This window comes from Shewanella sp. MBTL60-007 (assembly GCF_019654915.1).
Classification (GTDB): Bacteria; Pseudomonadota; Gammaproteobacteria; order Enterobacterales; family Shewanellaceae; genus Shewanella.
The window spans coordinates 1-24,154 of record NZ_BPET01000066.1; the positions used below are offsets into that span (position 1 = coordinate 1).

Sequence of the window (24,154 nt, forward strand, 5' to 3'; positions counted from 1 at the left end):
AGGCTTTATGTATTCTCTTGGCGATTAAACCTTGTTTGAAACTCAAAATTTATTTTAGGAAATATTATGCAGCACCTATTTTGGTTAGTTGAGGGACAAATTGCAGGACGCAGCGGGCCAAATAAAGATCCTTGGGATCTGCAGGAGTTAAAGACTGCGGGGATCGATGCCGTATTATCTGTAAATAACGGTGAAGATTGCATCGAAGCGGAGTTTTCTGCCGCAGGTTTAGAGTATTTATGCGTGCCTTTCTCTCGTAATATTCCCCCTAAGCCGGAAGACTTAGCATATTGCGTAGAACAAGTACCGCAAGCGTTAGCCTTTATTCGCCAGTGTGAAGCGCAGGATAAAACGGTGCTTATTCATTGTCGTTCGGGTAAGGATAGAACGGGTCTCATAATGGCTTACTACCTAATGGATAACGGTGCCGCGCCTTTGCACGCCGTGAGTCAAGTTCGGGCTGTACGTGATATTGCATTTAGCGCCGAAGGTTGGGATCAATTTGCATTCGATGTGCTTTATGCGTTACAAGAATAGTTAAGGCACAGCAGCAGAGTAACGGAATGAATGCAAATGGATTGCAGTCACTAACTTTTTTACGAATCATTTTTCTTTGTGCAGCCTTGAGTGCGTTAATAGGCTGCCAATCCTCTCCCGTTTATCCCGAAAAAGCCATTACGACAAAGTTAGCCGCGCAGCCAGATTGGCCATTGGTGCAATATATACAGGCCGATGTGAAGGCGCATCCTCAGCAAACAGGCGTGTTACCTCTCACTGACGGTATTGATGCCTTTATTGCGCGTCTAGCACTTGTTAATGCCGCCACAGCTAGTATCGACCTGCAGTATTACATCTACCGAGGAGATGATACCGGTAGGCTTTTAACCTGGCATTTAATTGATGCCGCACAGCGCGGGGTTAGAGTCCGTATTCTGCTAGATGATATGGCTGTAAAAGATGCCGATGAGGCGCTAGTGATGTTGGCTGAACACAAGAATATTCAGGTTCGCTTGTATAACCCAACATTTGAGAGAGACTTTCGTAATCTTGCCTTTGTCGCTGGCTTTTCTCGGTTGAATCATAGGATGCACAATAAGTCATTCACCGTAGATAATACCATCAGCATTGTGGGTGGCCGTAATATTGGTAATGAGTATTTTTCAAACGACACCAATGTTGAGTTTGGTGACTTTGACCTGATGACCATAGGCCCTGCAGTCGATGAGATTTCAGATCAATTTGATATCTATTGGAATTCGCCTTTAACCGTTGAGGTTGGAGCGCTAACAGCCCACAGTGTGACGGCAGAGGAGGTCGATACAGCCTTGGCGTTAGTCGAATCCGAGAAAGCAGCGTATCAAACGAATCCTTATATGGCTCGATTATTAAGTAGTGAACTCATTACTCAGATGCAGAGCCATGCTTTGCATTGGTATTGGGGCAGCGCAAAACTGGTCTATGATCAGCCAGACAAACAAAATCATCAGCTAGACAGTGACAGTATTTTAGCCGATCTTGGCGAGTTTTTAAGGCAAGCGGAAAAAGAGGTTTTTATTATTTCGCCCTACTTTGTGCCAACAAGGGAAGGGACTCAGAACATTATAGAAGCTGCTAGGGCAGGGATTGATATTACTATCTTAACTAACAGCTTAGCCGCAACGGATGTGATTGCCGTTCATGCTGGATATCGCCAGTACCGCCAGCCATTATTAGAAGCTGGGGTAAAGATCTACGAAGTTAAAGCTAACCCTGAGCAGAAGAAAGCCAGTAGCTGGACAGGAAGTTCAAAGAGCAGTTTACACGCTAAAACCTTTATTACAGATAAGCAGTCAACCTTCGTTGGGTCTTTTAACTTTGACCCTCGCTCGGCGTGGTTAAATACCGAGATGGGCTTGATTATTGATAATGAACAATTGGCAGGGGAAGTGGTCGACGGCATTGAGGCCAGCTTAGCTAGAAACACCTATCGACTCGCCATCGAAGAGGGGGAGCTTATCTGGTTCGATGATCTTCATCAGCGAATTATTTATACTGAACCCGATGCCGGGCTTTGGCGTAAGTTTCTCGTCGATTGCATCGCATTATTACCGATTGAGTCGCAGCTTTAATTGTTTGCTTAGTACGATTGAGTTAGAGTTTGCTCAAACATATACGTTAGTAAGTGGTCCATTAAGATGAATGCAATAAGTGGTAATAAGATGAAGAGTAAGGCGAGTCAATCTCAAGGTTTACTCTTGTTTCAACTATCTCTGACACAGTTATTTGCATTAGGTACCCTAAAAATACGTGAATTGGTTCCTTATACGCCATTGAGCGCCATCCCCCATTCCCACCCAACAATTCTAGGGGCGGCGAACATTCGTGGTGCAACGATCCCGATTGTCGATATGGCTGCCGCAGTCGGTTATCGGCCGATAAGTAAAGAGGAGCTTAAAGATAGCTATATCATTATTACTGACTGTCAGAGAATGGTGATTGGTTTTTTGGTACGCTCTATCGATAAGATTATTGAATGTAATTGGCGTGATATTGAGAAACCACCGACTAATTTGGGTAAGAACGCTTATCTTACAGGGGTGACAAGGATTGACGGTAAGTTGGTGCAGTTATTAGATGTAGAGTTACTGCTTTCTAAAGTGTTCCCAGCGAGCCCTGAGACCACCCGCGCCATCTTGACCGATGTACAACGAGAATACCTAAAGCCACTTAATATCTTGCTGGTTGATGACTCGAAGGTTGCACGTAAACAACTGAGTGATGCATTGGACAGTATCAATATTCCATACCAAGTTACCGCCGATGGCAAAGAAGCATTGTCTATCATGGAACAAGCCGAGCGAGATAATCATGCTATCGATATTTTAGTTAGCGACATTGAGATGCCTGGACTTGATGGTTATGAGTTGGCATTTGAAGTGAAGAATAATCCCGCGATCTCGTCCGCTTATATTATCCTGCATACCTCTCTTTCCAGTGAGATCAGTGTCAGTCAGGCTCATCAAGTAGGTGCTAATGAGGCACTGACAAAATTTGATGCCCATGAGTTGATTGAAGCCATGCTGCGCGGGGCTGAAAAAGCAACAGCGATGGCTAATTTTTAGGGCCTTATTAGTAATATGTTAATCGTGAGTAATAACCGAGCTTATTTGTCTGGTAAAGGTAGACAATAGTTGCCACATCCGATACAAACTGTGTCGAAGGGAGATTAATTTTATTTAAGGTTCACCTAATGGTGAGTTTAAATAGAATCGTTGCATACTATAAAAATGACAGGTTAATAAATGAATCAAAAACCATCTTTGTTTGCCCGATTGGCAGACGGTAGTTTAGTGTTACAAATTCTCGTAGGTATTATTGCTGGTATTGCGTTAGCAACCGTATCAAAAACTGGTGCGGAGAGTGTGGCTTTCTTAGGTCAGCTATTTGTTGGCGCATTAAAAGCAATCGCACCGATATTAGTCTTTATCCTTGTTGCTGCATCGATAGCGAACCAAAAGAAAAATGCCAAGACCAATATGCGTCCGATCGTTATTCTATATCTGTTTGGCACGTTTTCGGCCGCGGTCACCGCTGTTTTGATGAGTTTTGCGTTTCCTACGACATTAGCATTAACGCTAGATGCGGCTCAGGCTAATCCTCCTGAAGGGATCGGCGAAGTGGTTCATACCTTGTTATTTCAATTAGTCGATAACCCAGTTAATGCGGTTATGACAGGTAACTATATCGGTATTTTAGCTTGGGGTGTAGGTTTAGGTTTGGCGCTACATCATGCAACCGATTCAACTAAGCTCGTTTTTGCTGATGTGAGCCATGGCGTATCTCAGATGGTTCGTTTTATTATCCGTCTGGCACCGATTGGTATTTTCGGTCTAGTATCATCAACATTCGCAAGTACAGGTTTTAGCGCAATTGCTGGCTATATGCATCTGCTATTGGTGCTTCTTGGCGCAATGGCGATTATGGCACTGATCATCAACCCAGCGATTGTGTACTTTAAAATACGTCGTAATCCATACCCATTAGTATTCACTTGTCTTCGTGAAAGTGGTGTAACAGCTTTCTTCACTCGCTCTAGTGCGGCGAATATTCCTGTGAATATGGCGTTATGTGAAAAGTTAAAGCTACATGAAGACACTTACTCTGTTTCTATTCCATTAGGTGCAACCATTAACATGGGCGGCGCAGCGATTACGATTACAATCTTAACGCTAGCGGCAGCTCACTCGATGGGCATACAAGTGGATATCCTGACTGCAATTCTGTTGAGTCTTGTTGCAGGCATCTCTGCTTGCGGAGCATCGGGTGTTGCAGGTGGTTCACTGCTACTTATCCCACTAGCATGTAGCTTGTTTGGTATTTCAAATGATGTGGCCATGCAGGTCGTAGCTGTAGGCTTTATTATTGGTGTTATTCAAGACTCTGCCGAAACAGGTCTTAACAGCTCTACAGACGTTATCTTTACTGCTGCAGCATGTGAAGCGGCAGAAAGGAAAGAGAACGCTTAAATCTACAATTGCGGCCTTGATATGAGGCGCTGACTAATACTAATTAGCATGAAAGCCCCACTAAACATAATTAGCGGGGCTTTTTGTTTATTGCACCGTAAAAAGCTTCGTACTTAAGCACCGACTATTTCGAGTGGCTTACCCGTTTTCCAAGCGCCGCGAGTAAAGTCTGGGAAGTTGACCGAGTTACTACGGTTATTGACCGACTCTTCACTTAAAATGTTTACCACCGACCACGCCGCGCCATCATATACATCTTGATCTAAAGGCTCTGCATTTCTTAAGCAATAGACCATGCGCCAAAGCATCAAGAAGTCCATACCGCCGTGACCACCATTGCGCTCTGCTTGTTCTCCCATCTGTATCCAGAGTGGATGATCGTACTTGGCATACCATTTCGCCATGTCCATATCCCACTTGTGGTAATTGCCAGTTCCACCCTGCTCGATAGCAATTCGGTTAGGAAAGCCTGCAAATACGCCGTTGGTGCCTTGAATCAAGTTATGACGGCTATAGGGGCGTGGCGTAGTAGTATCGTGCTGAACCATGATGGTACGGCCTTTTACCGTTTTAATAAGCGAGGTATTGATGTCACCATTGATATATTTCAGTTGGTTGCGTTCATGATCAGCAGGGAATTCTCGCTTAGCGTATAAGGCTCGTCCCAGCGCGGGTGAGCTCATCGAAGTGAGGTAATCAAATCTGTCACCACGATTGATATTCATATATTGAGACACGGGACCTAACCCGTGGGTTGGGTAAAGATTACCATTTCGCTTCGTGTGCCAATAGGTGCGCCAAGAGCCGGTTTTACTGTCAATCTCCTTCATCTGCCAACGCAGTTCATGAATATAGGCAGCTTCTCCATGTAACAGTTCGCCAAATAAGCCTTGGCGAACCATATTTAGCACCATCAGCTCATCTCGGCCGTAGTTGACGTTCTCCATCATCATACAGTTCTTTTGCGTCCGCTCGGCAGTATCGACAATCTGCCAACACTCTTCGACTGTCAGAGCCAATGGCACTTCGACAAAGGCGTGTTTGCCACTTTCCATTGTGTGGATAGCCATAGGCGCATGCCACTCCCAAGGGGTGGAGATAATCACGATATCAATATCATCACGATCGAGTAAATCTTTGTATGCGTGATCGCTACCAGTATATCTTGCGGGTTTTGCTAAGCCTTGCGCGGTCACAAATTCAATTGACTCGTCTAAAACTTGAGCGTTGGTATCACAGATTGCTTTGATATCGACGCCTTCCAGATGACAGAAATGTTTTACGTGACCAGAGCCTCTTTGGCCAACACCAATAAAACCGACACGCACTGTGGTCATTTTGGGGGCGATCAACCCCATAACAGACTGGCCTGTAGTGGGTTTTCTCGGTACAGCCTCTGCGGACGAGAATGGTAGTTGGGAGGTGAGTATTCCCGCAGCAGAGAGGCCTGCAGTTTTTAAAAAGTGTCGGCGATTTAATTTCATCAAGAGTCTCGCATTAACTTATTGGAATTGTTTAACAGCCATAGAGTTATATCAAATTTAGAGATAAAAGGGTTAAAAAATGGTATGTCGCATTGTTGCGCTTGTGTTTTTATGCGGTTTTACTAAAGTAATGCATAGAAAGTGATTTATATCGCGTTTTTAATTTCTTATTGCGATACACTTTTGACTAAAAGGTGGCAGTATCATTGTGATTGCTTTCTTTGTTTATACCTGATTTGGTTAACAAATATATTACAAATGCTTTTTGATAGAGGGAACGAGCCGATGGCAGTAGTGCGCAATAAGACAAATGAAGTTATTCAAATTGAGCGAGAAGCAAAACTCAAGGAGATGGAAATGTCAGTAGTTGAAAAGCGTAGGCGTCTGTCTTGGCAAGAAGATGAACTCAGCCCTCGCGAAGTCGTTGGGTGTTGGGTAGATGAAAGACCGTTGCTTGGAGATAAAATCACCCTCTATAAACAAGCGGGTAAGTATTATCTAGAGACTTGGTATTTAGATGGTTGCCATAGCCTAGATGAAATGCTCTCAGAGGAAATGGAAGAGGGCATTAAGCTGGAAGACAAGGGCGGGAATATTTTTGGCGAATACTTTATGTTGACTACGGATAATGAACTTAAATTCTGTAATTCAACTAACTGCTATTATACGGCAAAGAGAGATGTTGAAGCGGCTTAAGTTGTTGCATTATCAGGAAGAATAGCTGTAATTTCTTATAAGCAGAAAAGGGGCATAAGCCCCTTTTTTGATCTTGGAATTGAGCGCTGATTAGAATGAGTGAGCGCTTTTAAAGTGCATTGTTTTACCCGAATAAGGGTGAGTAAAACTTAACTCCTGGGCATGCAGTTGTAATCGTTTAGCGGCTTTGAGAGTTTGTTCATCACCATAAAAATCATCACCCAAAATGGTGTGTCCTAGTGCTAGCATATGTACCCGTAATTGATGAGTTCTACCTGTTACGGGTTTGAGTTCAACTAGGCTGCTGTGAGGCTTTTGTTCCAACACTTTATAATGGGTTATCGCAGTCTTTCCTGACTCGATGACCATCTGTTTAGGAGGATTGAGCTTGTCAGCGCCGATCGGTAGTTCAATGACACCATTTTGCTGTTTCAGTACACCGTCCACTTCTGCGATATAAGTTTTTTGTGTCAGCCTATTTTGAAATTGGGTTTTCAGGCTAGACTCAGCTTTTTTGTTACGAGCAAATACCATGATGCCAGAGGTTGCGCAGTCTAAACGGTGCACTAGAATACAATCTTTAAAGCGCTGCTGCAGACGTGTTAGTGCACAATCGTGAGTATATTCAGCGATACCGGGATTTGAGAGTAAGCCAGATGGCTTATTGATAACGATAATATCTCGGTCAATATAACGGATATCTAACCAAGGAATACTGGGGGGCTGATAGCTAAATATTTGCATGAATTCTCCTATTGCGGCGCAATTCTAGCAAAATATTGAGCGTTAAGACACGCACTAAATTTTGGTGGTTACTTAGCTGGAACGTGCCTTAACGCTAGGGTGTGCTGAGCCGCTTTTTAGGCGTGAGAATACTTACAGATATTCAGGCGGCGTGTTGCGGGTCCATAAGCGGCTATAGGCCATCAGTTGCGGGTAAAAAGTACGAAACGCGATCTCGATTTCAGTATCGAGCTTTTTGACGCATTCTTGTGCGCCAGTAAAAATCTCAGGCTTAGAGACTCTTTTTGCCACAGAGGCAAGTGTCTGGTTTAACCCTTCGCGGGTTTGATAGGCCACAAGCCAGTTCTCTTTCCTGATCTTAGGTGCTATCGATACCAATTGCTCGGGCAGAGCCTCACACTCATCAATGGCATCGTATGCTTTGTTGGCGAACTCTTCTAGGCTCTGGTGGTGATACTCTTCCCAGTATTTTGCCAACATATGATCAAAGCTAAGATCTATGATAATGGGGGCTGCACGGGTTAATGATTTGGGAAATGCTGCTAACAACTCTTTGGTGATCTCATGGCTGTCGGTGAGCTGATCTATTTGGCGGTGAAGCCATATTCCTTGCTGCAGGTGTTTAGGGAAATGTTCAATACTGCCTTTTGCAAAGTCGCCGGCAATATTGGCAGCCAGAGAGGTTTGGCTGTTGTCTGCTAAGTGCAGGTGTGCAAGAAAGTTCATATTTTATACTTGGTGATTCGCGTACTTCACGTTATCATGCAGGGAGGTGCGAAGGAAATTCTTTCTTGAAATAATTCAAGATCTAGGGCTTCTAAAAGGATGTGCATCGTAAAAAATTGTAATTTACCCATCAATTAAACGGTTTGAGGATCAAGGATGATGTGGAACTGGTTAACCAACAAGTTGGGCAGAGGCGTTCAGGTTAGACGAAAAAAAGTCGAAATCGACATTCCTTATGCACAACACCGCTATCGCATAGAAGATTTGGATAAAAAAACTCCCTGTAATGCTCGGCAACAGCAGTCGAACAAGTTAAAGTCGTTCAATTAACGCACTGAATTATTCTCCTAAATGGGAGTATTTGGCGGTTTTTTAGGATTGGATTGTTGATCTTCTGTAGCTCTAGCCATAGACTAGCGGCCGATTTAGATACAATAGAGACTTTCCATGCGCGTTGCAGATTTTTCTTTTGAACTCCCAGATGAGTTAATTGCCCGTTATCCAACGGCTCAGCGGACAGCGTCCCGACTGTTATCGCTTGACGGTAATAGTGGTCAGCTGGCTGATCTGCAATTTACCGATATTTTAGACCAAGTCAGTCCTGGCGATTTGATGGTATTTAACAATACCCGAGTCATTCCTGCGCGTATGTTTGGTAAAAAGCAGTCAGGCGGTAAACTCGAAATCTTGGTTGAGCGTATGCTTGATGACAAGCGAGTGCTAGCCCATGTTCGTTGCTCTAAGTCTCCAAAGGTTGACGCTATTATCTGTTTAGATGGTGGCTATGAAATGAAGATGGTCGCGAGACACGATGCGCTGTTTGAGCTTGAGTTGCAATGCGATAAAACGGTACTTGAAGTGCTAGAAGAGGTTGGCCACATGCCATTGCCTCCTTATATTGATAGACCCGATGAAGATGCAGATAAAGAGCGTTACCAAACGGTTTACAATCAAAATCCTGGCGCCGTAGCAGCCCCTACTGCTGGCTTACATTTTGATGATGCCATACTTGCAGCATTAAAAGACAAAGGCGTGAACACCGCATTTGTTACTTTGCATGTTGGCGCAGGCACCTTCCAGCCAGTACGTGTCGATAACATCCTAGATCATAAAATGCATTCTGAATGGGCTGAAGTGCCACAGGACGTCGTGGATCTTATTGCTGAAACAAAAGCCAGAGGCAATCGCGTTATCGCAGTCGGAACCACATCGGTACGTTCACTTGAAAGCGCAGCCAAAGCATCGCCTGAGCAGTTACAAGCATTCAGTGGCGATACCGATATCTTTATTTACCCTGGATATCAGTTCCAAGTGGTGGACGCCATGGTGACAAACTTCCACTTGCCCGAGTCGACTCTGATCATGTTGCTAAGTGCATTTGCTGGCTTCGATGAGGTAAAAAACGCCTATCAGCACGCGATCGCTCAAAAATACCGCTTCTTTAGCTATGGTGACGCCATGTTTGTGACCAAAAAAGCGAACTAATTATCCAAATTGCTTTAAAATACCCAGTTCATATGAAGTGGGTATTTTTTTATCTGCACTTTTAATGCATATTTTGGCATTTAGGGTTGATACTGAATTGTTTGCCCTTATGTTTGTCATAATCTTAGGCTCAATGGTTGAGTCGACTCAGGTCAGACTGTTTCTCTGGCGAGGTGAAAAATGAAATTTGAATTAGATACAACTCAAGGTCGTGCGCGTCGCGGCCGTTTGATTTTTGAACGTGGTACGGTTGAAACTCCAGCTTTTATGCCTGTAGGCACATACGGCACGGTTAAGGGTATGACTCCTGAAGAAGTGCGTGCTACTGGCGCGGATATTCTGCTTGGTAATACATTCCACCTATGGTTACGCCCTGGTGAAGAGATCATGCGTAAGCATGGTGACCTGCACGATTTTATGAACTGGCAACGACCAATCCTAACTGATTCGGGCGGATTCCAAGTGTTTAGCTTGGGTGATATCCGTAAGATCACTGAGGAAGGTGTGCATTTTCGTTCACCAATTAACGGTGAAAAGATTTTCTTAGATCCAGAGAAGTCGATGCAGATCCAAAACTCATTAGGCAGTGATGTGGTAATGATTTTTGACGAATGTACTCCGTATCCAGCAACCGAGGACGAAGCACGTAAGTCGATGCAGATGTCACTTCGTTGGGCGCAGCGTTCACGTGATGAGTTTGACAGACTTGAAAACCCGAACTCTCTGTTTGGTATTATTCAAGGCGGAGTCTATGAGGACCTACGTGACGAAAGCTTAAATGGCTTAGTCGATATTGGTTTTGATGGATACGCTGTTGGTGGTTTAGCAGTTGGCGAGCCAAAGGAAGACATGCACCGTATTCTTGAGCATGTTTGCCCTAAAATTCCGGCTGATAAACCGCGTTATTTGATGGGAGTGGGTAAACCTGAAGACTTAGTTGAAGGCGTACGTCGCGGTGTAGACATGTTTGACTGTGTTATGCCAACGCGAAATGCTCGAAACGGTCATCTGTTTACTAGTGAAGGTGTTATCAAGATCCGTAATGCGCGTCATCGCGATGATACTTCACCACTCGATGATAAGTGTGATTGTTATACCTGTAAGAACTACTCTCGGGCATATCTATACCACTTAGATCGTTGTAATGAGATTTTAGGTGCTCGATTAAACACCATTCATAACCTTCGCTATTACCAAAGATTGATGGAAGGTTTGCGTGGCGCTATCGAGACAGGTACATTAGACGCCTTTGTTACGGAATTCTATACCAGCCAAGGTCGAGAAGTACCTGAAGTACCTGAATTAACCGATTAATTTTAACTCAGACAAGAAGAAGAGAATACTATGTTTATTTCAAATGCATATGCAGCGGACCCGGCAGCAACTGGCGCGGGTGGCACGATGGAATTGATTTTCATGTTGGTCATTTTTGGCCTAATTTTTTACTTCATGATTTTCCGTCCACAATCTAAGCGTGTTAAAGAGCACAAGAACCTGATGAGCTCATTGAGCAAGGGTGATGAAGTGCTAACAAGCGGTGGTATTCTAGGTAAGATCGCTAAGATCAGTGATGAAAACGATTACGTATTGTTGACTATCAACGAAACGAGCGAAATCACTATTAAGAAGGATTATATTGCGGCCGTATTGCCAAAAGGCTCTATTAAGTCACTTTAAGCCAAGAGGGCGATGGCGTGTTAAATAAATACCCGATGTGGAAAAACCTAATGGTGATACTGATTATCACCATAGGTGGATTCTATGCGATACCAAACCTTTTCGGAGAAGACCACGCAGTTCAAGTGGTTGCGACTCGAGGAGCTGAGGTCTCAGCGTCGACTCTGTCGACAGTAAATGAAGTATTAAAGAGCAAAGGTATCGCTGTTAAGCGTTCCGAGCTTGAAAATGGTCAGTTGTTAGTACGTGTAAATAATGGTGAAGAGCAGCTCGTTGCTAAAGAAGCCATTGCAGAAGCGTTAGGCGACAAGTACACCGTAGCACTTAACTTAGCTCCAGCGACTCCAAAATGGTTAGAAGCCATGGGTGGTTCGCCAATGAAACTAGGTCTGGATCTGCGCGGTGGTGTTCACTTCTTAATGGAAGTGGATATGGGTGAAGCACTTCGAAAGATGACTGAAGCCAAGGTTGCTGATTTTAGAACTGATTTACGAGCTGAGAAAATTCGCTACGCGGGTATTCGTCATGGCGCCAAAGGCATCGAGATTAAGTTTCGCGATGCAGAGACTTTAGCAAATGCTGAGCGTTTCCTTAAGTCTCGTAGCAATGACATGGTTTTCGTCGACAAGACTGTAGGCGATGACTATGTCCTTGTTGCTAACCCAAGCGAAGCTTATTTAAAGCAAGTTAAAGAAGAAGCACTACAGCAAAATATCACGACACTGCGTAACCGTGTAAACGAGTTAGGTGTAGCTGAGCCTGTTGTGCAACGTCAAGGTGCTGAACGTATCATCGTTGAGTTACCAGGTGTTCAAGATACCGCTCGCGCAAAAGAGATTTTAAGTGCGACGGCCTCGATTGAATTCCATATGGTTGACCAAAAAGCTGACGTTCAAGCTGCAATGAGTGGTCGTGTACCAGCGGGTTCTGAGCTTTATCAGCGCCGCACAGGTGGCCCTGTTGTGTTGAAGAAAGCGGTTATGTTGACCGGTGATCATATTCAAGGTGCACAACCAAGTTTTGACGAATACAGTCGCCCACAAGTGTCGATTAACCTCGATGCTAAAGGCGGTTCAATCTTCTCTAATGTCACCAAAGACAACATCGGCAATCCGATGGCAACGCTATTCATCGAGTATAAAGATACTGGTGAAAAGAATGCTGACGGCAGCGTCAAGATGAAGAAGATTGAAGAAGTGATCTCTGTTGCGACAATTCAAGCACGCCTTGGCCGTAACTTTGTGATTACTGGCCTTGAACATGCAGAAGCACAGAATCTAGCGCTATTGCTACGTGCAGGTGCGCTAATCGCGCCTGTTTATATCGTTGAAGAACGTACCATCGGCCCAAGCCTAGGTGCGGAAAATATTCAAAACGGTATGCAAGCGATGATCTGGGGTATGGCAGTTGTTCTTATCTTCATGTTGGTTTACTACCGTGGTTTCGGCTTAATCGCCAACCTTGCACTAACTGCTAACTTGGTTATGGTTGTGGGCGTGATGTCTATGATCCCAGGTGCAGTGCTAACATTGCCCGGTATTGCCGGTATGGTGTTAACAGTCGGTATGGCGGTTGACGGTAACGTACTGATTTACGAACGTATTCGTGAGGAATTACGTAACGGTCGTAGTGTACAGCAAGCGATTCACGAAGGATACGGTAACGCATTCTCAACTATCGCCGATGCGAACATCACCACCTTTATGACGGCACTGATTTTATTCGCCGTGGGTACAGGTGCGGTGAAGGGCTTCGCGGTAACCCTAATGATCGGTATCGCTACTTCTATGTTTACTTCTATCGTGGGTACACGCTCAATCGTGAACGCGATTTGGGGTGGTAAACGCGTGAAGAAACTGTCTATTTAAGGGGAAGTTGATAATGTTACAGATTTTAAATGTTAAAGGCACAGTCAACTTCCTGCGCCATGCGCTACCAATCAGCATATTTTCAGCTGTGTTAGTGTTAGGCTCAATTGTTACCTTGGCAACAAAAGGTATTAACTGGGGCCTAGATTTTACTGGTGGTACGGTTGTAGAGCTTGAGTTTTCTAAGCCTGCAGACTTGAATGCGATCCGCGCAAATCTTTCGACTGAGGCTGTTGGTGGCGCTGTGGTGCAGAACTTTGGTTCTAGCCGCGATGTGCTTATTCGTTTGCCTGTTAAAGATGATTTTAAGAGCGAAGATCAAGTTAACGACGTTATGGATGCAGTCACCAAGCTAGACTCAGCTGTTGTTCAAAAGCGCGTTGAGTTTGTTGGGCCACAGGTAGGTAAAGAACTTGCAGAGCAAGGCGGGTTAGCGGTTTTAGTCGCGTTAATCTGTATTCTTATCTATGTGTCATTCCGATTTGAGTGGCGTTTAGCACTGGGTTCGGTCGCGGCACTCGCGCACGATATTATCGTGACTTTAGGTGTCTTTTCGCTACTACAGCTTGAGTTTGACCTAACAGTGCTTGCTGGTTTGCTAACCGTTGTTGGTTACTCGCTTAACGATACTATCGTGGTATTCGACCGTATTCGTGAGAACTTCCTTAAGTTACGCAAGTGTTTACCAGAAGAAGTGGTCAATGTCTCAATCACTCAAACCATGAGTCGTACCATTATTACTACAGGTACAACTTTGGTTGTGGTTGTCGCTTTGTTCCTTAAAGGTGGCACAATGATCCACGGCTTTGCGACAGCATTGCTGATGGGTATTTTTGTGGGTACCTTCTCGTCAATCTATGTGGCGAGCTTCTTGGCTATCAAACTAGGCATTAATCGTGAACATATGATGCCTGTTGAAGTTGAGAAAGAGGGAGCCGATCAAGACGCATTGATGCCTTAATCATTATGTCTGTGAAGAAGCCACCAGTTAGGTGGCTTTTTTTATGTCATATTTGTTTTAAAACTGATTTTGGTAAAGCATTTGTAGTGTAAAAAACCAAACCGTAAGCGTTAGCTAAGTTTTTTCTACTGTTCGAAAAAGCAGCACTCGACAGGCTTGATAATTTAGCGGTAGCATGTAAACCTATTTTTAAAATAGCGCTTAAAGCGTCTTAATTGCCAAATAGAGCAATAGCAGTAGGAAATAACATGGAAGAGCAGACACGTTTAGTTGCAGCAGGGAATCTGCTAGAGGCTCACACTTGGAAAGGCATGCTGGAGTCCAGCGGCATACAAGTTGAGTTAAAAGGAGAGGCGCTGTTAGGTGGTGTTGGTGAATTACCCACAGGCATTCAAAATGTTGAACTTTGGGTGGCAGAAAGCCAATATGAAATTGCCAAAAAACAGATGGCATCGTTAAACGCACAGTGTCCGCAATGGAAGTGTGTTAACTGCCATGAAATTAATGAATCCAGCTTTGAGCTCTGCTGGAATTGCAGTGCAGAGCGCAGTGAGAAGTACAGTTAATGAAACATAATCCCGCATTTTTAGCATTAGTAGAAAGTGTTTTACCTAAAATCACCGAAGTCACAGTTGAGCAGTACCAAGCAATGACAGGTTGGGTATTACTCGATGTACGAGAAGACTCAGAGTGGCTGCAGGGTCACCTGCCCAACGCCCAGCATTTAGGCAGGGGAATTATCGAAAGAGATATCGAGACACGTTTTCCTGATAAACAAAGCCCATTGGTTTTATATTGTGGCGGCGGTTATCGTTCTGCACTCGCTGCAAATAACCTTCAGGTTATGGGTTATTCAAAAGTGGTCTCATTAGCGGGTGGTTATAAGGCGTGGCTTGAGCGACAATTGCCGATAGAACAGGACTGAATAAGTCGTAAACTATCGCAAAGGTGCAGCTCATATATGCAATACTTTCCGCTATTTGTTGATACCCAATCTCTTCGGGTGCTTATTATTGGGGCTGGCGATGTTGCCAGCCGCAAGCTGGACCTCCTTTGTCGCACCGAGGCGAATATTGATGTTATTGCCGTTGATGTTTGCCAAGACACCTTAAATTATGTCAATCAAGACCGCATAACTCTTGCGCAGCGCCCCGTTAATGACTCTGACATCACTGGTTATGATCTTATCTATCTCTGCACCGCAGATAAGCAACTTAATGAGCGCTTAGCCACTATCGCCAAAGAACAAGGCATTTGGGTGAATGTGGTTGATAATCCAAAGTTCTGCCGTTTTATTACTCCCTCAATTGTCGATAGAGGTCGTTTGCAGATTGCGATAAGTACAGCCGGTGCGTCGCCTGTCTATGCCCGCGAGCTTCGTGCCCGACTCGAATCATGGTTGCCTCAATCTATCAGTCCCTTATTTGACTTTATTGCCCAACATCGACATGAAGTTCAGAAGCGCTTGCCTGTGTTTCAGCATCGAAGACGATTTTGGGAGCTGTTTTTTCAGCGTAATGCCGAACGCTTTGACGATGATACCCAGAGCCATTATGAGGCCAGTTTTTCGCTACAAATGAGCAGAGGCGAGCTACTGTTGATTGACTCTTCAACCCCTGCTGACTTATTACCTCTGGGAGCGATGCCTTATTTGCAAAAAATTGAGGTAACTTATTCCAAACTGAGAGTGCCGATTGAGCTTAATGAACTGCTAAGGCGAGATGCTAATTTTAGATCCAGTTTCGACGAACATACTATCGAACAGCAGTTGGTGGCAGGGGAGTCATGTCTGGTTTATGGCGATAAAGTGGATATCCTACGTTTAACAGAGCAATTTCCCGATGCGAGGTATTTAAGGCCTGGCGGCTTTTAGCTGATCCAAAGAAAGCTCTCATGGCTTTCCCCTCGAGCAGCTTCATCTTTTATACTGGTTGAGGGGAATTTGAGGTAAACTTGGCGCAAATTTATTTGTGAACATTCCCATGGCACTCAAAGCAACCGTATATAAAGTCGCAATTCAAATTGCAGATATGGATCGTGGTTACTATCAAGATCACCAGTTAACGCTGGCCCAGCACCCCTCCGAAACCGATGAACGCATGATGGTAAGGTTGCTTGCCTTCGCGATGAATGCCAGTGATAGCTTGGCGTTCAGCAAAGGTCTTTGTGTTGACGATGAGCCTGAACTTTGGGACAAGTCATTGTCTGATGAAATCAACCTATGGGTGGAGTTTGGTCAGAGTGATGAGAAATGGCTACGTAAAGCGTGTGGCCGAGCTAAAGCAGTACAATTGATCACCTATGGTGGCCGTAGCGTACCGATCTGGTGGAAACAAAATGAAGCGGCGCTTGAGCGCTATGACAACTTGACGATTTGGAACATTCCAGAAGATGCTGTGAAGGCGATGGGGCAGTTAGTTGGCCGTAATATGGCTTTGCAGTTTAATATCTGTGAAGGTCAGATCTGGATCTCGGATAACGACAATAGCGTGCTAGTTGAACCTGAGTTGCTTAAAGGCGATAGCTAACATTTAAAAGGTGATGTTTTTATACATGCTGAGAGCACAAAAAAGCCAGTCGTCAGACTGGCTTTTGCGTGAAACAACCTATAAGGCTTAAGACTCTTCGGCTACGGCTTCAATTTCGCCTTTACCTTTGGTCTTAATAATAATTAGGCCAGTAATCACTAAGGTCGATACAACCCCTGCAATAGTCGATACTGTCATTGGTAGACCAGCACCAAGGGTTGGTGAGCTGAGTAAGAAGCTAATTACTACAGTAGTCATAAACATAGCTGGAACCGTACAGATCCAATGCAGCTTGTTGTGACGTAGTAGGTATGCAGATGCCGTCCATAACATCATCACAGCTGTCGCCTGATTTGCCACACCGAAGTAGCGCCAAATCACACCAAAATCGACTTGAGTTAACACTGCACCAGCAGCAAATAGTGGGATGGCAAACATCAAGCGCTTTGGTAGCTCTGTTTGTGGCATCTTGAAGAACTCTGCCAAAATTAGACGAGCGCTACGGAATGCTGTATCGCCAGAAGTAATAGGCAGTACAATTACACCCAATACCGCTAGGAATCCACCTACAGCGCCTAGAAGACCTGTAGAAGCCTCATAAACTACGTTCGCAGGGTTACCCGCCATACCCGCATTTAGCCCTTCAACACTGCCGAAGAAAGATAGCGCGATAGCACACCAGATAAGTGCGATGATACCTTCACCAATCATTGCACCGTAGAATACAAAGCGACCATTCGACTCATTTTCAACACAGCGAGCCATTAGTGGAGACTGAGTTGCGTGGAAGCCCGAAATTGCACCACAAGCGATGGTGATAAACAGTGCTGGCCACAATGGCATGTCATTCGGATTTAAGTTAGTTAGGAAGTCACCAACTTCAACACCTGGCAGTAAGCTGTGCTCACTAGAGATGACTAACGCGATGGTTAGACCAACAGACATAAACACTAGCAGAGCGCCAAAGAATGGATATAGGCGTCCAATAATCTTGTCGACAGGAACGATTGTTGCGATCAAGTAGTAGAAGAAGATAATACCAACGAAGATGCTCACATCCCAACCTGTCAGCTTACCTAAAAGGCCTGCTGGAGCCGAGATAAATACCACACCAACTAATAGCAGTAGAATGATGGCGAACACGTTCATGAAGTGCTTGGCACCTTTGCCCAGGTATTTGCCAGCTAGGCTTGGTACCGACTCGCCGTTGTTACGCACAGATAGCATGCCTGAGAAGTAATCGTGTACCGCACCAGCAAATACACAGCCAAGCACAATCCATAGCATGGCCGCTGGGCCATATAGCGCGCCAAGAATCGGGCCAAAGATTGGGCCTACGCCAGCAATATTGAGTAGCTGAATAAGGTAAACCTTAGCTTTAGACATAGGTACATAGTCGACACCGTCAGTCTTTGTAAACGCAGGGGTTTGGCGATTCGCATTGATGCCAAATACTTTCTCGACAAACGCACCATAAATAAAATAGCCACCGATCAACAGACCGACGCAAAGCAAAAACCAAGTCATATTAATTAACTCTCAGAACATAGAATGGCAGGGAGTGTAAACTTATTTATAGAGTCGGAAAGTTACAAATTGCTAAGCGGTCAAATAGCTAAGGTCAGTGGTAATATGGCGACCTTAGCGGTTGAACTTTTTGTTGTTACTGGAACCCAAAGAGCTGCTTCAACTGTTTTAAGTAGCGTCTCGATACAGGCACTTTTGCACCAGAGCGAGTTGTGACCTCTGCGCCAGCCTCTTGTAGTTCGATTTCGGCAATGGCCGTTGGTGCGATTAAATACTGACGATGGCAATAGATGAGGGAGGTTTTCTCTTCGAGAACCCTTAATGTCATATGCGTGTGCACAAGTTCGTCGGCGGTCGCTACATGCACACCGCTCATATCGCTATAAATAAACTGTACGGCGTCTGTGGCCACAACCTTCAACCTGTTGCCGCAAAAGCAGGGAATATGCTCAAGCTTTTCGCTAGCTATGGTGCCGAGTTGCTTTGGAGTCAGATCTTTGCGTAATCGGTTTAATGTCGCGGCGAAGCGGTTGTCATCAATCGGCTTCAAGAGGTAATCGAACGCCTGCTTTTCAAATGCTGTGATGGCATATTCATCAAACGCTGTGACAAAAACGATTCTAGGGATATTATCGGGATCCAGCATAGATGCGAGCTCAAGGCCGGATATTTTGGGCATCTGAATATCTAGGAAGAGCAGCTCAGGTTTAAATTTGGTGATCGCCTGCATCGCTTCTACTGCGTTGCTGCATTGGGCCATGACTTCAAAATCAGGCTCGTTTTCAAGCAAGATAGCAAGCTCGTCTCTAGCGTAAGGTTCATCGTCAATTATGATGCAGCTAATCAAGGTCTAAGATCCCGTTGTCGGTAAGTGAATGCTAATTGTAGTGTACTGGTTCGCTTCAAAGTTTATTGCAATACCAAACTGTGCGCCAAACATGTTTTGGATCCGTTTATCGACGATGTTCATGCCCAAGCCCTCGTTGTTGTTTGTTGGCTTATAGAGGCCTGCATTGTCGGTGACTGACAGTAATAGCGTTTCGTCGGGTAATAGCTCACCTTTAACCGTGATGACGCCAGAACCTAGCATATTTGAAGTGCCGTGTTTGACCGCATTCTCTATGATTGGCTGCAGGGTAAAGGCGGGCAATTTGTAATGCAACAATGACTCCGGAATATCAATATTAACGGTTAACTTATCGATAAAGCGTGCCTTTTCGATAGTGAGGTAGGAATCTATGTGCTCTAACTCATCTGCGAGTGTGACCAGTCCTGTAGTGCGTTTTAAGTTAATTCTTAAAAATTGCGACAAGTTTTGAATCAACTGACGTGCAGTATTAGGGTCGCGGCGGATAATCGCGGCGATGGTATTCAGTGCATTAAACAAAAAGTGTGGATTGACTTGGGCTTGTAATAACTTCAGTTCCGACTGCACTAATAAGTTTTGCTGAGCGGCAAAGCGGCCATAAAGGATTTGATTCGAAAGCAGTCTGCCTAAACCTTCGCCTAGGGTTTTGTTGATATTAAGAAATAACTTTTTCTTTGGCTCATACAGCTTAATAGTGCCAATCACCTTTGCATCGGAGCGGAGCGGGATCACTAAGCTTGAACCTAATTGGCAACTATTGGAAATTGAGCAAGCGTAGGGCATGTTAACGCCATCGGCGAACATCACTCTATCTTGGTCAATGGCATCTTGGGTGATTTTTGAGGATATTGGCGTACCAGCAATATGATGATCATCACCGATACCGATAAAAGCCAGTAATTTCTCGGTATCGGTGATAGCGACTGCGCCAACCTGGGTTTCTTCCTTGATAATTTGTGCTACTTGTTTACTGGTCTCTTCATTAAATCCCGTCGACAAAATCCCTACACTGCGCTCAGCAATCCTTAATGACTGGGTTGAAAATACAGAGGACATCTTGTCGTACATGGCTTTTTGGTCGCGTATGATACTCATAAATAGCGCGGCACCGATGGAGTTAACCAGTAGCATTGGCAGCGCTATCTGTTCCACGAGCGCGAAGGCATCGTCGAAAGGCTTGGCTACCGCAAGAATAATCAGCATCTGCATCACTTCGGCGGTAAAGGTAACCATGCATACCAAAATTGGTGAGTAGAGCAGTTCTTGCTGGCCAATACGGCGTAGGTAATAACTCACCATTCCTGCGGATAAGCCTTCAACCGTGGTGGATATTGCACAGGCAAGATCGGTAAACCCACCCATGCTGTATCTGTGTAGTCCGCCAGTGAGCCCGACTAAGAAACCAGTAACTGGCCCGCCGAGGAGTCCACCAAGTACAGCCCCCATTGCACGGGTATTAGCGATCGCGTCATTGGTCTGCTCGCCAAAATAGGTCGCCATGATGCAAAAGCCAGAGAAGATGAAGTAGATATAAACTTTATGGGGAAGGCGAGTTGCGGCTTCGGTAAATACTTTGAACAGAGGCGTCTTACTAACAAGGTAGACAATCACCATATAGAGGCTCATCTGCTGGGTTAGTAATAATATTAACGACATGGAAGACTCACTTTGAAAGAGTGGCTTAGCTTAAGCTGTTTAAGCAAAATCAAATGCTTAATATAGTGCGCATTGATGCTAATTTCATACAAAAATTTACGGCTATTGATGCGAGTGCTATGTAGATCAAAGTTTTGAATAAGGGTATAGCGTATAAAGTGCCTAATATATACAGCTTAATAATAGGGGCAATATGTCAGATTCGATTCATGGCCATCAGGTGATGGAGCTTATGCTAGCACATGGGCAATCTTTAACTAAAGAAGCGTTAAAGTCGCTTATGCATAAAGAATTTGGTGAGCAGGCACGTTATCACACTTGTTCTGCCCAACAGATGGATGCTGATGAGCTAATCGCTTTTCTGGAGAAAAAAGGCAAGTTTATCCATTCGGAGAAGGGGATACAGACTGCTGCCGACCGGATCTGTAACCACTAATATAAACTCTGTTGCATACAAGCTCCGGATCTCAAAAAGCCTAACATCGTTAGGCTTTTTATTTGGTATCTAAAACATCCAGTTTAGATAAGCTGTAACGCAATGTGACAACGGGTCTCGTTAGCACAGGTGCAGCGGCATACTTGACCCTTGATGGTATTCTCATTGTCATTACCTTGATTAAAGGTTACTTCGATTAAGGTTCCAAGTGCCAATGCTTGATTGTATTCTAGTAATGCACCTCGGCGAGAAAGATCGAGACAGATGGCAGAGTTTGAATATATGCCTCCATTCGTATGAATCGCAATCATTACAGACTCATCTTCCATATCGACCCTTTGGGAGCTACGTCTTTCTTGTTGATAGGTTTCCATACCGATTATCCTTTGAGTTATTTTGCATAAACAGATATGAGCTTAAACCACTTGTGGCAGCAATTAAAGGCCTAGGCTGGGATCAGTTGATTTTTAAGGGTATTAAACGAAAAGGATAAAGTGGACGTGATGGTGAGAGGGTAAGTACTCGAAGTCGTAGCTTCGAGTACTTATTATGTTATGCGCTATTTCGAGGAGCTTTATAGCTCGTCTTCTTTACGACGGGGGTAAGGTAATTTTAATTGACCCCAGCGAATAATAATAACTGTGCCAGCCAAGATTAGCGTAGAGATAGAAATCGCAACGATTCGCCAGTCATCCATCGCCTTCATATCCAAAATCAAATACCGCGCTAGGGCAACGATAGCAATGTATAGCGGCATACGAATAGGCAATTTGCCCGATTCCGCATAATGCGACACCATTGCTAGCACTTCTAAGTAGATAAATAGCAATAGTAGATCAGCAAGGGCTACCGCCCCAACGTCAAAAATATGTTTAATCTCTTGGCCAATCGCTACTACGGTGGCGATTGCGATAATAATAAGTACTAAATGTTCAATGGCTTTAATGCTTGTAATGCCATATTTGCGATACATTTTATCCATGATATTCCCTAATGCAGTCGTTTGATAAAGGGTATCAGTAAATGATAGAAATGTGACATTATCGGTGTGATGTTATTCACAATATCGTTTGATAAATTCTGAAGTTACTTTTATTTGTATAAGGTAAGAATATGAATTTTAGGTAAGTTTTAACTTGTTGCTCAGGCAGGTTTACATCAGGTTTGTTTATTAACAAAGGTATCGTATGAGGCAGTTGTCGATTAGGCATAAAAAAACCGCCTAAGTAGGCGGTTTCTAAATCAACTAAGCGAGATTAACGCTTAAGTGCATCGCTCAATAATGGGCGGAATGACTTAACTAGTGCCGTTGTAACTTTTGGTGCGCCAGCAACGATGTTGCCTGATGCTAGGTAGTTATGGTTACCAGTAAAGTCTGTTACTGTACCGCCAGCTTCACGCACAATTAGATCACCCGCTGCGATATCCCATGGCTTTAGGCCGATTTCAAAGAAACCGTCTACACGGCCAGCCGCAAGGTATGCTAGATCGAGTGCAGCAGAACCTGCACGACGTACGTCAGCAGACTGAGTGAATGCAGTTGCGAACAACTTCATGTAAGTTTCGGTGTGTTGCTTAGCCTTAAATGGGAAACCAGTAGCAATGATGGTTTCGTCTAAGTCTTTGTTTGCTACACGGATACGGAAATCGTTAAGCTTAGCGAATTTACCACGTACAGCAGAGAATAGTTCGTCACGAATAGGATCGTAAACAACAGCGACTTCGGTTTTGCCTTTAAATTGCATAGCAATAGAAACAGCAAAGTGAGGGATACCTCTTACGAAGTTATTAGTGCCATCCAGAGGGTCAACAATCCAAACGTAATCTTTATTAGTTCCTTTGTTCTCACCAGCTTCTTCACCAACAATAGTGTGGTCTGGGTAAGATTTACGGATCTGATACGTGATCGCAGCTTCAGCTTCCTTGTCTACGTTAGTTACGTAGTCGTTAACACCTTTAGAACTGACTTCAACTCGGTCTAGTTCCGCATAGGCGCGCAAAATTGTTTGGCCGGCAGCGCGAGCAGCGCGCACAGCAATGGTATGCATTGGAAGCATTGCAAATCCCCTGGATGTAAAAGAACGGATATAAATTATCGGAGGCGGATTATACTCGATTTGACGGTTATATCAAATGTTGATTTTTGTATAAGTAAAATGAGTCGCCTGTGGTAACATTCTTTCACGTGTTCCTTCAGAAAAATTAAGTAGTTTCATGCTCAGCAATATTCGCGTCGTTCTTGTCGGTACTTCCCATCCAGGGAATATAGGTTCTACAGCCCGTGCTATGAAAACCATGGGATTATCCACTTTATATCTGGCTGAGCCAAAAGTTGAGCCAGATGGCCACTCGATCGCTTTAGCGGCAGGTGCGTCAGATATTTTAAAGCACGCCATCACTGTTGGCTCTGTAGAAGAGGCTATCGCAGATTGTAGCCTTGTTATTGCAACCAGTGCCCGCAGCCGCACGTTAGACTGGCCCATGCTTGAGCCCCGCGAAGCGGGTGAGAAATTGGTGGGGTCTGCGCTTAATGGTCCTGTTGCCATTGTTTTCGGTCGTGAAAATAACGGCCTGACCAATGAAGAACTGCAGCGTTGTGACTACCACGTAGCTATTCCTGCAAATCCAGAGTACACCTCGCTAAACTTAGCGCAAGCGGTGCAGATTATCTGTTACGAGGCGCGAGTAGCGCATCTTGCTCAGGTACAAGGTGCTACAGAGCAAACAGTTGTAGAAAGCGAAGAGAGCGAAGATGCTTATCCTTCTTCAAGAGAGCGTGAGAACTTCTTTGAACATTTAGAGACAACGTTGTTGTCGACTAACTTCATCGTTAAAAATCATCCAGGTCAGGTGATGACTAAACTGCGCCGTCTATTTAGCCGTACGCGCATCGAGCGCCAAGAGATGAATATCTTGCGCGGAATTTTGACCTCGATTGATAAAGTTGTCTCTAAGAACGAGACTAAAGATAAGTAAAAGCGTTAAAAGGAAGT

Annotated in this window: 25 protein-coding genes; 16 read left to right on the plus strand and 9 right to left on the minus strand. The window is 44.4% G+C overall.

Annotated elements, in window-relative coordinates; genetic code table 11:
• Positions 1–66: 66 nt before the first annotated feature.
• The 4 genes from K5Q92_RS20410 to sstT all read left to right on the plus strand — a co-directional run bounded on the left by K5Q92_RS20410 (position 67) and on the right by sstT (position 4,505).
• Positions 67–537, plus strand: coding sequence for a dual specificity protein phosphatase family protein (locus tag K5Q92_RS20410; protein ID WP_220770711.1), 471 nt, complete (start codon positions 67–69; stop codon positions 535–537).
• A gap of 26 nt (positions 538–563) precedes the next feature.
• Positions 564–2,108: a phosphatidylserine/phosphatidylglycerophosphate/cardiolipin synthase family protein gene (locus tag K5Q92_RS20415; protein WP_220770712.1), complete on the plus strand. Its 1,545-nt coding sequence runs from the start codon at positions 564–566 to the stop codon at positions 2,106–2,108.
• Between the two features lie 90 nt (positions 2,109–2,198).
• Entirely contained in the window at positions 2,199–3,101 is a 903-nt protein-coding gene (locus tag K5Q92_RS20420; RefSeq protein ID WP_220770741.1) for a chemotaxis protein CheV, read from the plus strand.
• Positions 3,102–3,281: 180 nt separating this feature from the next.
• Positions 3,282–4,505, plus strand: a complete 1,224-nt coding sequence (gene sstT / locus K5Q92_RS20425) for a serine/threonine transporter SstT (protein WP_220770713.1) — start codon at positions 3,282–3,284, stop codon at positions 4,503–4,505.
• 113 nt (positions 4,506–4,618) lie between these two features.
• On the opposite strand, the gene K5Q92_RS20430 is transcribed toward sstT, so the two are convergent.
• Entirely contained in the window at positions 4,619–5,989 is a 1,371-nt protein-coding gene (locus K5Q92_RS20430; protein ID WP_374758462.1) for a Gfo/Idh/MocA family oxidoreductase, read from the minus strand.
• 285 nt (positions 5,990–6,274) lie between these two features.
• On the opposite strand from K5Q92_RS20430, the gene K5Q92_RS20435 reads away from it, so the two are divergent.
• Positions 6,275–6,685 (plus strand): hypothetical protein, encoded by a 411-nt coding sequence (locus tag K5Q92_RS20435; protein WP_220770715.1) that lies wholly within the window; start codon positions 6,275–6,277, stop codon positions 6,683–6,685.
• 90 nt (positions 6,686–6,775) lie between these two features.
• On the opposite strand, the gene K5Q92_RS20440 is transcribed toward K5Q92_RS20435, so the two are convergent.
• Together K5Q92_RS20440 and K5Q92_RS20445 are read right to left on the minus strand one after the other, a co-directional pair.
• Positions 6,776–7,429 carry an RluA family pseudouridine synthase gene (locus K5Q92_RS20440; RefSeq protein WP_220770716.1) on the minus strand — a complete coding sequence of 218 codons (654 nt, stop codon included), beginning with the start codon at positions 7,427–7,429 and terminating at the stop codon, positions 6,776–6,778.
• Positions 7,430–7,561: 132 nt separating this feature from the next.
• Entirely contained in the window at positions 7,562–8,155 is a 594-nt protein-coding gene (locus K5Q92_RS20445; protein ID WP_220770717.1) for an ACP phosphodiesterase, read from the minus strand.
• A gap of 447 nt (positions 8,156–8,602) precedes the next feature.
• Between K5Q92_RS20445 and queA the strand changes: the two genes are divergently transcribed.
• The 9 genes from queA to K5Q92_RS20490 all read left to right on the plus strand — a co-directional run bounded on the left by queA (position 8,603) and on the right by K5Q92_RS20490 (position 16,674).
• The gene (queA, locus tag K5Q92_RS20450; RefSeq protein WP_220770718.1) at positions 8,603–9,640 is read left to right on the plus strand and encodes a tRNA preQ1(34) S-adenosylmethionine ribosyltransferase-isomerase QueA; all 1,038 of its coding nucleotides are present in this window, start codon (positions 8,603–8,605) and stop codon (positions 9,638–9,640) included.
• Between the two features lie 180 nt (positions 9,641–9,820).
• Complete coding sequence (tgt, locus tag K5Q92_RS20455; protein WP_220770719.1) at positions 9,821–10,954, plus strand: tRNA guanosine(34) transglycosylase Tgt; 1,134 nt, start codon at positions 9,821–9,823, stop codon at positions 10,952–10,954.
• Between the two features lie 30 nt (positions 10,955–10,984).
• On the plus strand, positions 10,985–11,317 hold the full coding sequence (gene yajC / locus K5Q92_RS20460; RefSeq protein WP_220770720.1) for a preprotein translocase subunit YajC: 333 nt from the start codon (positions 10,985–10,987) through the stop codon (positions 11,315–11,317).
• A 17-nt stretch (positions 11,318–11,334) separates the two neighbouring features.
• Positions 11,335–13,185, plus strand: a complete 1,851-nt coding sequence (secD, locus tag K5Q92_RS20465; RefSeq protein WP_220770721.1) for a protein translocase subunit SecD — start codon at positions 11,335–11,337, stop codon at positions 13,183–13,185.
• A 13-nt stretch (positions 13,186–13,198) separates the two neighbouring features.
• Positions 13,199–14,146: a protein translocase subunit SecF gene (secF, locus tag K5Q92_RS20470; protein ID WP_220770722.1), complete on the plus strand. Its 948-nt coding sequence runs from the start codon at positions 13,199–13,201 to the stop codon at positions 14,144–14,146.
• A 248-nt stretch (positions 14,147–14,394) separates the two neighbouring features.
• The gene (locus tag K5Q92_RS20475; protein ID WP_202719937.1) at positions 14,395–14,712 is read left to right on the plus strand and encodes a DUF2007 domain-containing protein; all 318 of its coding nucleotides are present in this window, start codon (positions 14,395–14,397) and stop codon (positions 14,710–14,712) included.
• Positions 14,712–15,071 (plus strand): rhodanese-like domain-containing protein, encoded by a 360-nt coding sequence (locus K5Q92_RS20480; protein WP_220770723.1) that lies wholly within the window; start codon positions 14,712–14,714, stop codon positions 15,069–15,071. Before K5Q92_RS20475 ends, K5Q92_RS20480 begins: the two co-directional genes overlap by 1 nt.
• Before the next feature lie 36 nt (positions 15,072–15,107).
• Positions 15,108–16,019, plus strand: coding sequence for a bifunctional precorrin-2 dehydrogenase/sirohydrochlorin ferrochelatase (locus tag K5Q92_RS20485; protein WP_220770724.1), 912 nt, complete (start codon positions 15,108–15,110; stop codon positions 16,017–16,019).
• Between the two features lie 109 nt (positions 16,020–16,128).
• The gene (locus tag K5Q92_RS20490) at positions 16,129–16,674 is read left to right on the plus strand and encodes a YaeQ family protein (protein ID WP_220770725.1); all 546 of its coding nucleotides are present in this window, start codon (positions 16,129–16,131) and stop codon (positions 16,672–16,674) included.
• Between the two features lie 87 nt (positions 16,675–16,761).
• On the opposite strand, the gene K5Q92_RS20495 is transcribed toward K5Q92_RS20490, so the two are convergent.
• The 3 genes from K5Q92_RS20495 to K5Q92_RS20505 all read right to left on the minus strand — a co-directional run bounded on the left by K5Q92_RS20495 (position 16,762) and on the right by K5Q92_RS20505 (position 20,725).
• Complete coding sequence (locus tag K5Q92_RS20495; RefSeq protein ID WP_220770726.1) at positions 16,762–18,201, minus strand: carbon starvation protein A; 1,440 nt, start codon at positions 18,199–18,201, stop codon at positions 16,762–16,764.
• Positions 18,202–18,337: 136 nt separating this feature from the next.
• Positions 18,338–19,048, minus strand: a complete 711-nt coding sequence (btsR, locus tag K5Q92_RS20500) for a two-component system response regulator BtsR (RefSeq protein ID WP_220770727.1) — start codon at positions 19,046–19,048, stop codon at positions 18,338–18,340.
• A 3-nt stretch (positions 19,049–19,051) separates the two neighbouring features.
• Positions 19,052–20,725 carry a sensor histidine kinase gene (locus K5Q92_RS20505; protein ID WP_220770728.1) on the minus strand — a complete coding sequence of 558 codons (1,674 nt, stop codon included), beginning with the start codon at positions 20,723–20,725 and terminating at the stop codon, positions 19,052–19,054.
• A 193-nt stretch (positions 20,726–20,918) separates the two neighbouring features.
• Here K5Q92_RS20505 and K5Q92_RS20510 point away from each other — a divergent pair, with 193 nt between their 5' ends.
• Positions 20,919–21,161 (plus strand): YecH family metal-binding protein, encoded by a 243-nt coding sequence (locus K5Q92_RS20510; protein WP_220770729.1) that lies wholly within the window; start codon positions 20,919–20,921, stop codon positions 21,159–21,161.
• 83 nt (positions 21,162–21,244) lie between these two features.
• Here K5Q92_RS20510 and K5Q92_RS20515 read toward each other — a convergent pair whose 3' ends face one another.
• The 3 genes from K5Q92_RS20515 to suhB form a co-directional block, all read right to left on the minus strand.
• On the minus strand, positions 21,245–21,535 hold the full coding sequence (locus K5Q92_RS20515) for a PilZ domain-containing protein (protein WP_220770730.1): 291 nt from the start codon (positions 21,533–21,535) through the stop codon (positions 21,245–21,247).
• Positions 21,536–21,735: 200 nt separating this feature from the next.
• Complete coding sequence (locus K5Q92_RS20520) at positions 21,736–22,143, minus strand: phosphate-starvation-inducible protein PsiE (RefSeq protein WP_220770731.1); 408 nt, start codon at positions 22,141–22,143, stop codon at positions 21,736–21,738.
• 274 nt (positions 22,144–22,417) lie between these two features.
• The gene (suhB, locus tag K5Q92_RS20525; RefSeq protein WP_220770732.1) at positions 22,418–23,218 is read right to left on the minus strand and encodes an inositol-1-monophosphatase; all 801 of its coding nucleotides are present in this window, start codon (positions 23,216–23,218) and stop codon (positions 22,418–22,420) included.
• A 157-nt stretch (positions 23,219–23,375) separates the two neighbouring features.
• Between suhB and trmJ the strand changes: the two genes are divergently transcribed.
• Positions 23,376–24,137 (plus strand): tRNA (cytosine(32)/uridine(32)-2'-O)-methyltransferase TrmJ, encoded by a 762-nt coding sequence (gene trmJ / locus K5Q92_RS20530; protein WP_220770733.1) that lies wholly within the window; start codon positions 23,376–23,378, stop codon positions 24,135–24,137.
• Positions 24,138–24,154 lie beyond the last annotated feature (17 nt).

Coding starts and splice junctions, on each gene's coding strand:
- secF (WP_220770722.1), top strand. CDS start 13,199: ATGTTACAGATTTTAAATGTTAAAGGCACAGTCAACTTCCTGCGCCAT.
- K5Q92_RS20520 (WP_220770731.1), bottom strand. CDS start 22,143: ATGGATAAAATGTATCGCAAATATGGCATTACAAGCATTAAAGCCATT.
- K5Q92_RS20480 (WP_220770723.1), top strand. CDS start 14,712: ATGAAACATAATCCCGCATTTTTAGCATTAGTAGAAAGTGTTTTACCT.
- K5Q92_RS20415 (WP_220770712.1), top strand. CDS start 564: ATGAATGCAAATGGATTGCAGTCACTAACTTTTTTACGAATCATTTTT.
- K5Q92_RS20505 (WP_220770728.1), bottom strand. CDS start 20,725: ATGTCGTTAATATTATTACTAACCCAGCAGATGAGCCTCTATATGGTG.
- K5Q92_RS20510 (WP_220770729.1), top strand. CDS start 20,919: ATGTCAGATTCGATTCATGGCCATCAGGTGATGGAGCTTATGCTAGCA.
- trmJ (WP_220770733.1), top strand. CDS start 23,376: ATGCTCAGCAATATTCGCGTCGTTCTTGTCGGTACTTCCCATCCAGGG.
- K5Q92_RS20410 (WP_220770711.1), top strand. CDS start 67: ATGCAGCACCTATTTTGGTTAGTTGAGGGACAAATTGCAGGACGCAGC.
- K5Q92_RS20430 (WP_374758462.1), bottom strand. CDS start 5,989: ATGAAATTAAATCGCCGACACTTTTTAAAAACTGCAGGCCTCTCTGCT.
- K5Q92_RS20420 (WP_220770741.1), top strand. CDS start 2,199: ATGAAGAGTAAGGCGAGTCAATCTCAAGGTTTACTCTTGTTTCAACTA.
- tgt (WP_220770719.1), top strand. CDS start 9,821: ATGAAATTTGAATTAGATACAACTCAAGGTCGTGCGCGTCGCGGCCGT.
- K5Q92_RS20440 (WP_220770716.1), bottom strand. CDS start 7,429: ATGCAAATATTTAGCTATCAGCCCCCCAGTATTCCTTGGTTAGATATC.
- K5Q92_RS20515 (WP_220770730.1), bottom strand. CDS start 21,535: ATGGAAACCTATCAACAAGAAAGACGTAGCTCCCAAAGGGTCGATATG.
- K5Q92_RS20475 (WP_202719937.1), top strand. CDS start 14,395: ATGGAAGAGCAGACACGTTTAGTTGCAGCAGGGAATCTGCTAGAGGCT.
- queA (WP_220770718.1), top strand. CDS start 8,603: ATGCGCGTTGCAGATTTTTCTTTTGAACTCCCAGATGAGTTAATTGCC.
- K5Q92_RS20435 (WP_220770715.1), top strand. CDS start 6,275: ATGGCAGTAGTGCGCAATAAGACAAATGAAGTTATTCAAATTGAGCGA.
- K5Q92_RS20495 (WP_220770726.1), bottom strand. CDS start 18,201: ATGACTTGGTTTTTGCTTTGCGTCGGTCTGTTGATCGGTGGCTATTTT.
- yajC (WP_220770720.1), top strand. CDS start 10,985: ATGTTTATTTCAAATGCATATGCAGCGGACCCGGCAGCAACTGGCGCG.
- K5Q92_RS20485 (WP_220770724.1), top strand. CDS start 15,108: ATGCAATACTTTCCGCTATTTGTTGATACCCAATCTCTTCGGGTGCTT.
- sstT (WP_220770713.1), top strand. CDS start 3,282: ATGAATCAAAAACCATCTTTGTTTGCCCGATTGGCAGACGGTAGTTTA.
- suhB (WP_220770732.1), bottom strand. CDS start 23,218: ATGCTTCCAATGCATACCATTGCTGTGCGCGCTGCTCGCGCTGCCGGC.
- K5Q92_RS20445 (WP_220770717.1), bottom strand. CDS start 8,155: ATGAACTTTCTTGCACACCTGCACTTAGCAGACAACAGCCAAACCTCT.
- K5Q92_RS20490 (WP_220770725.1), top strand. CDS start 16,129: ATGGCACTCAAAGCAACCGTATATAAAGTCGCAATTCAAATTGCAGAT.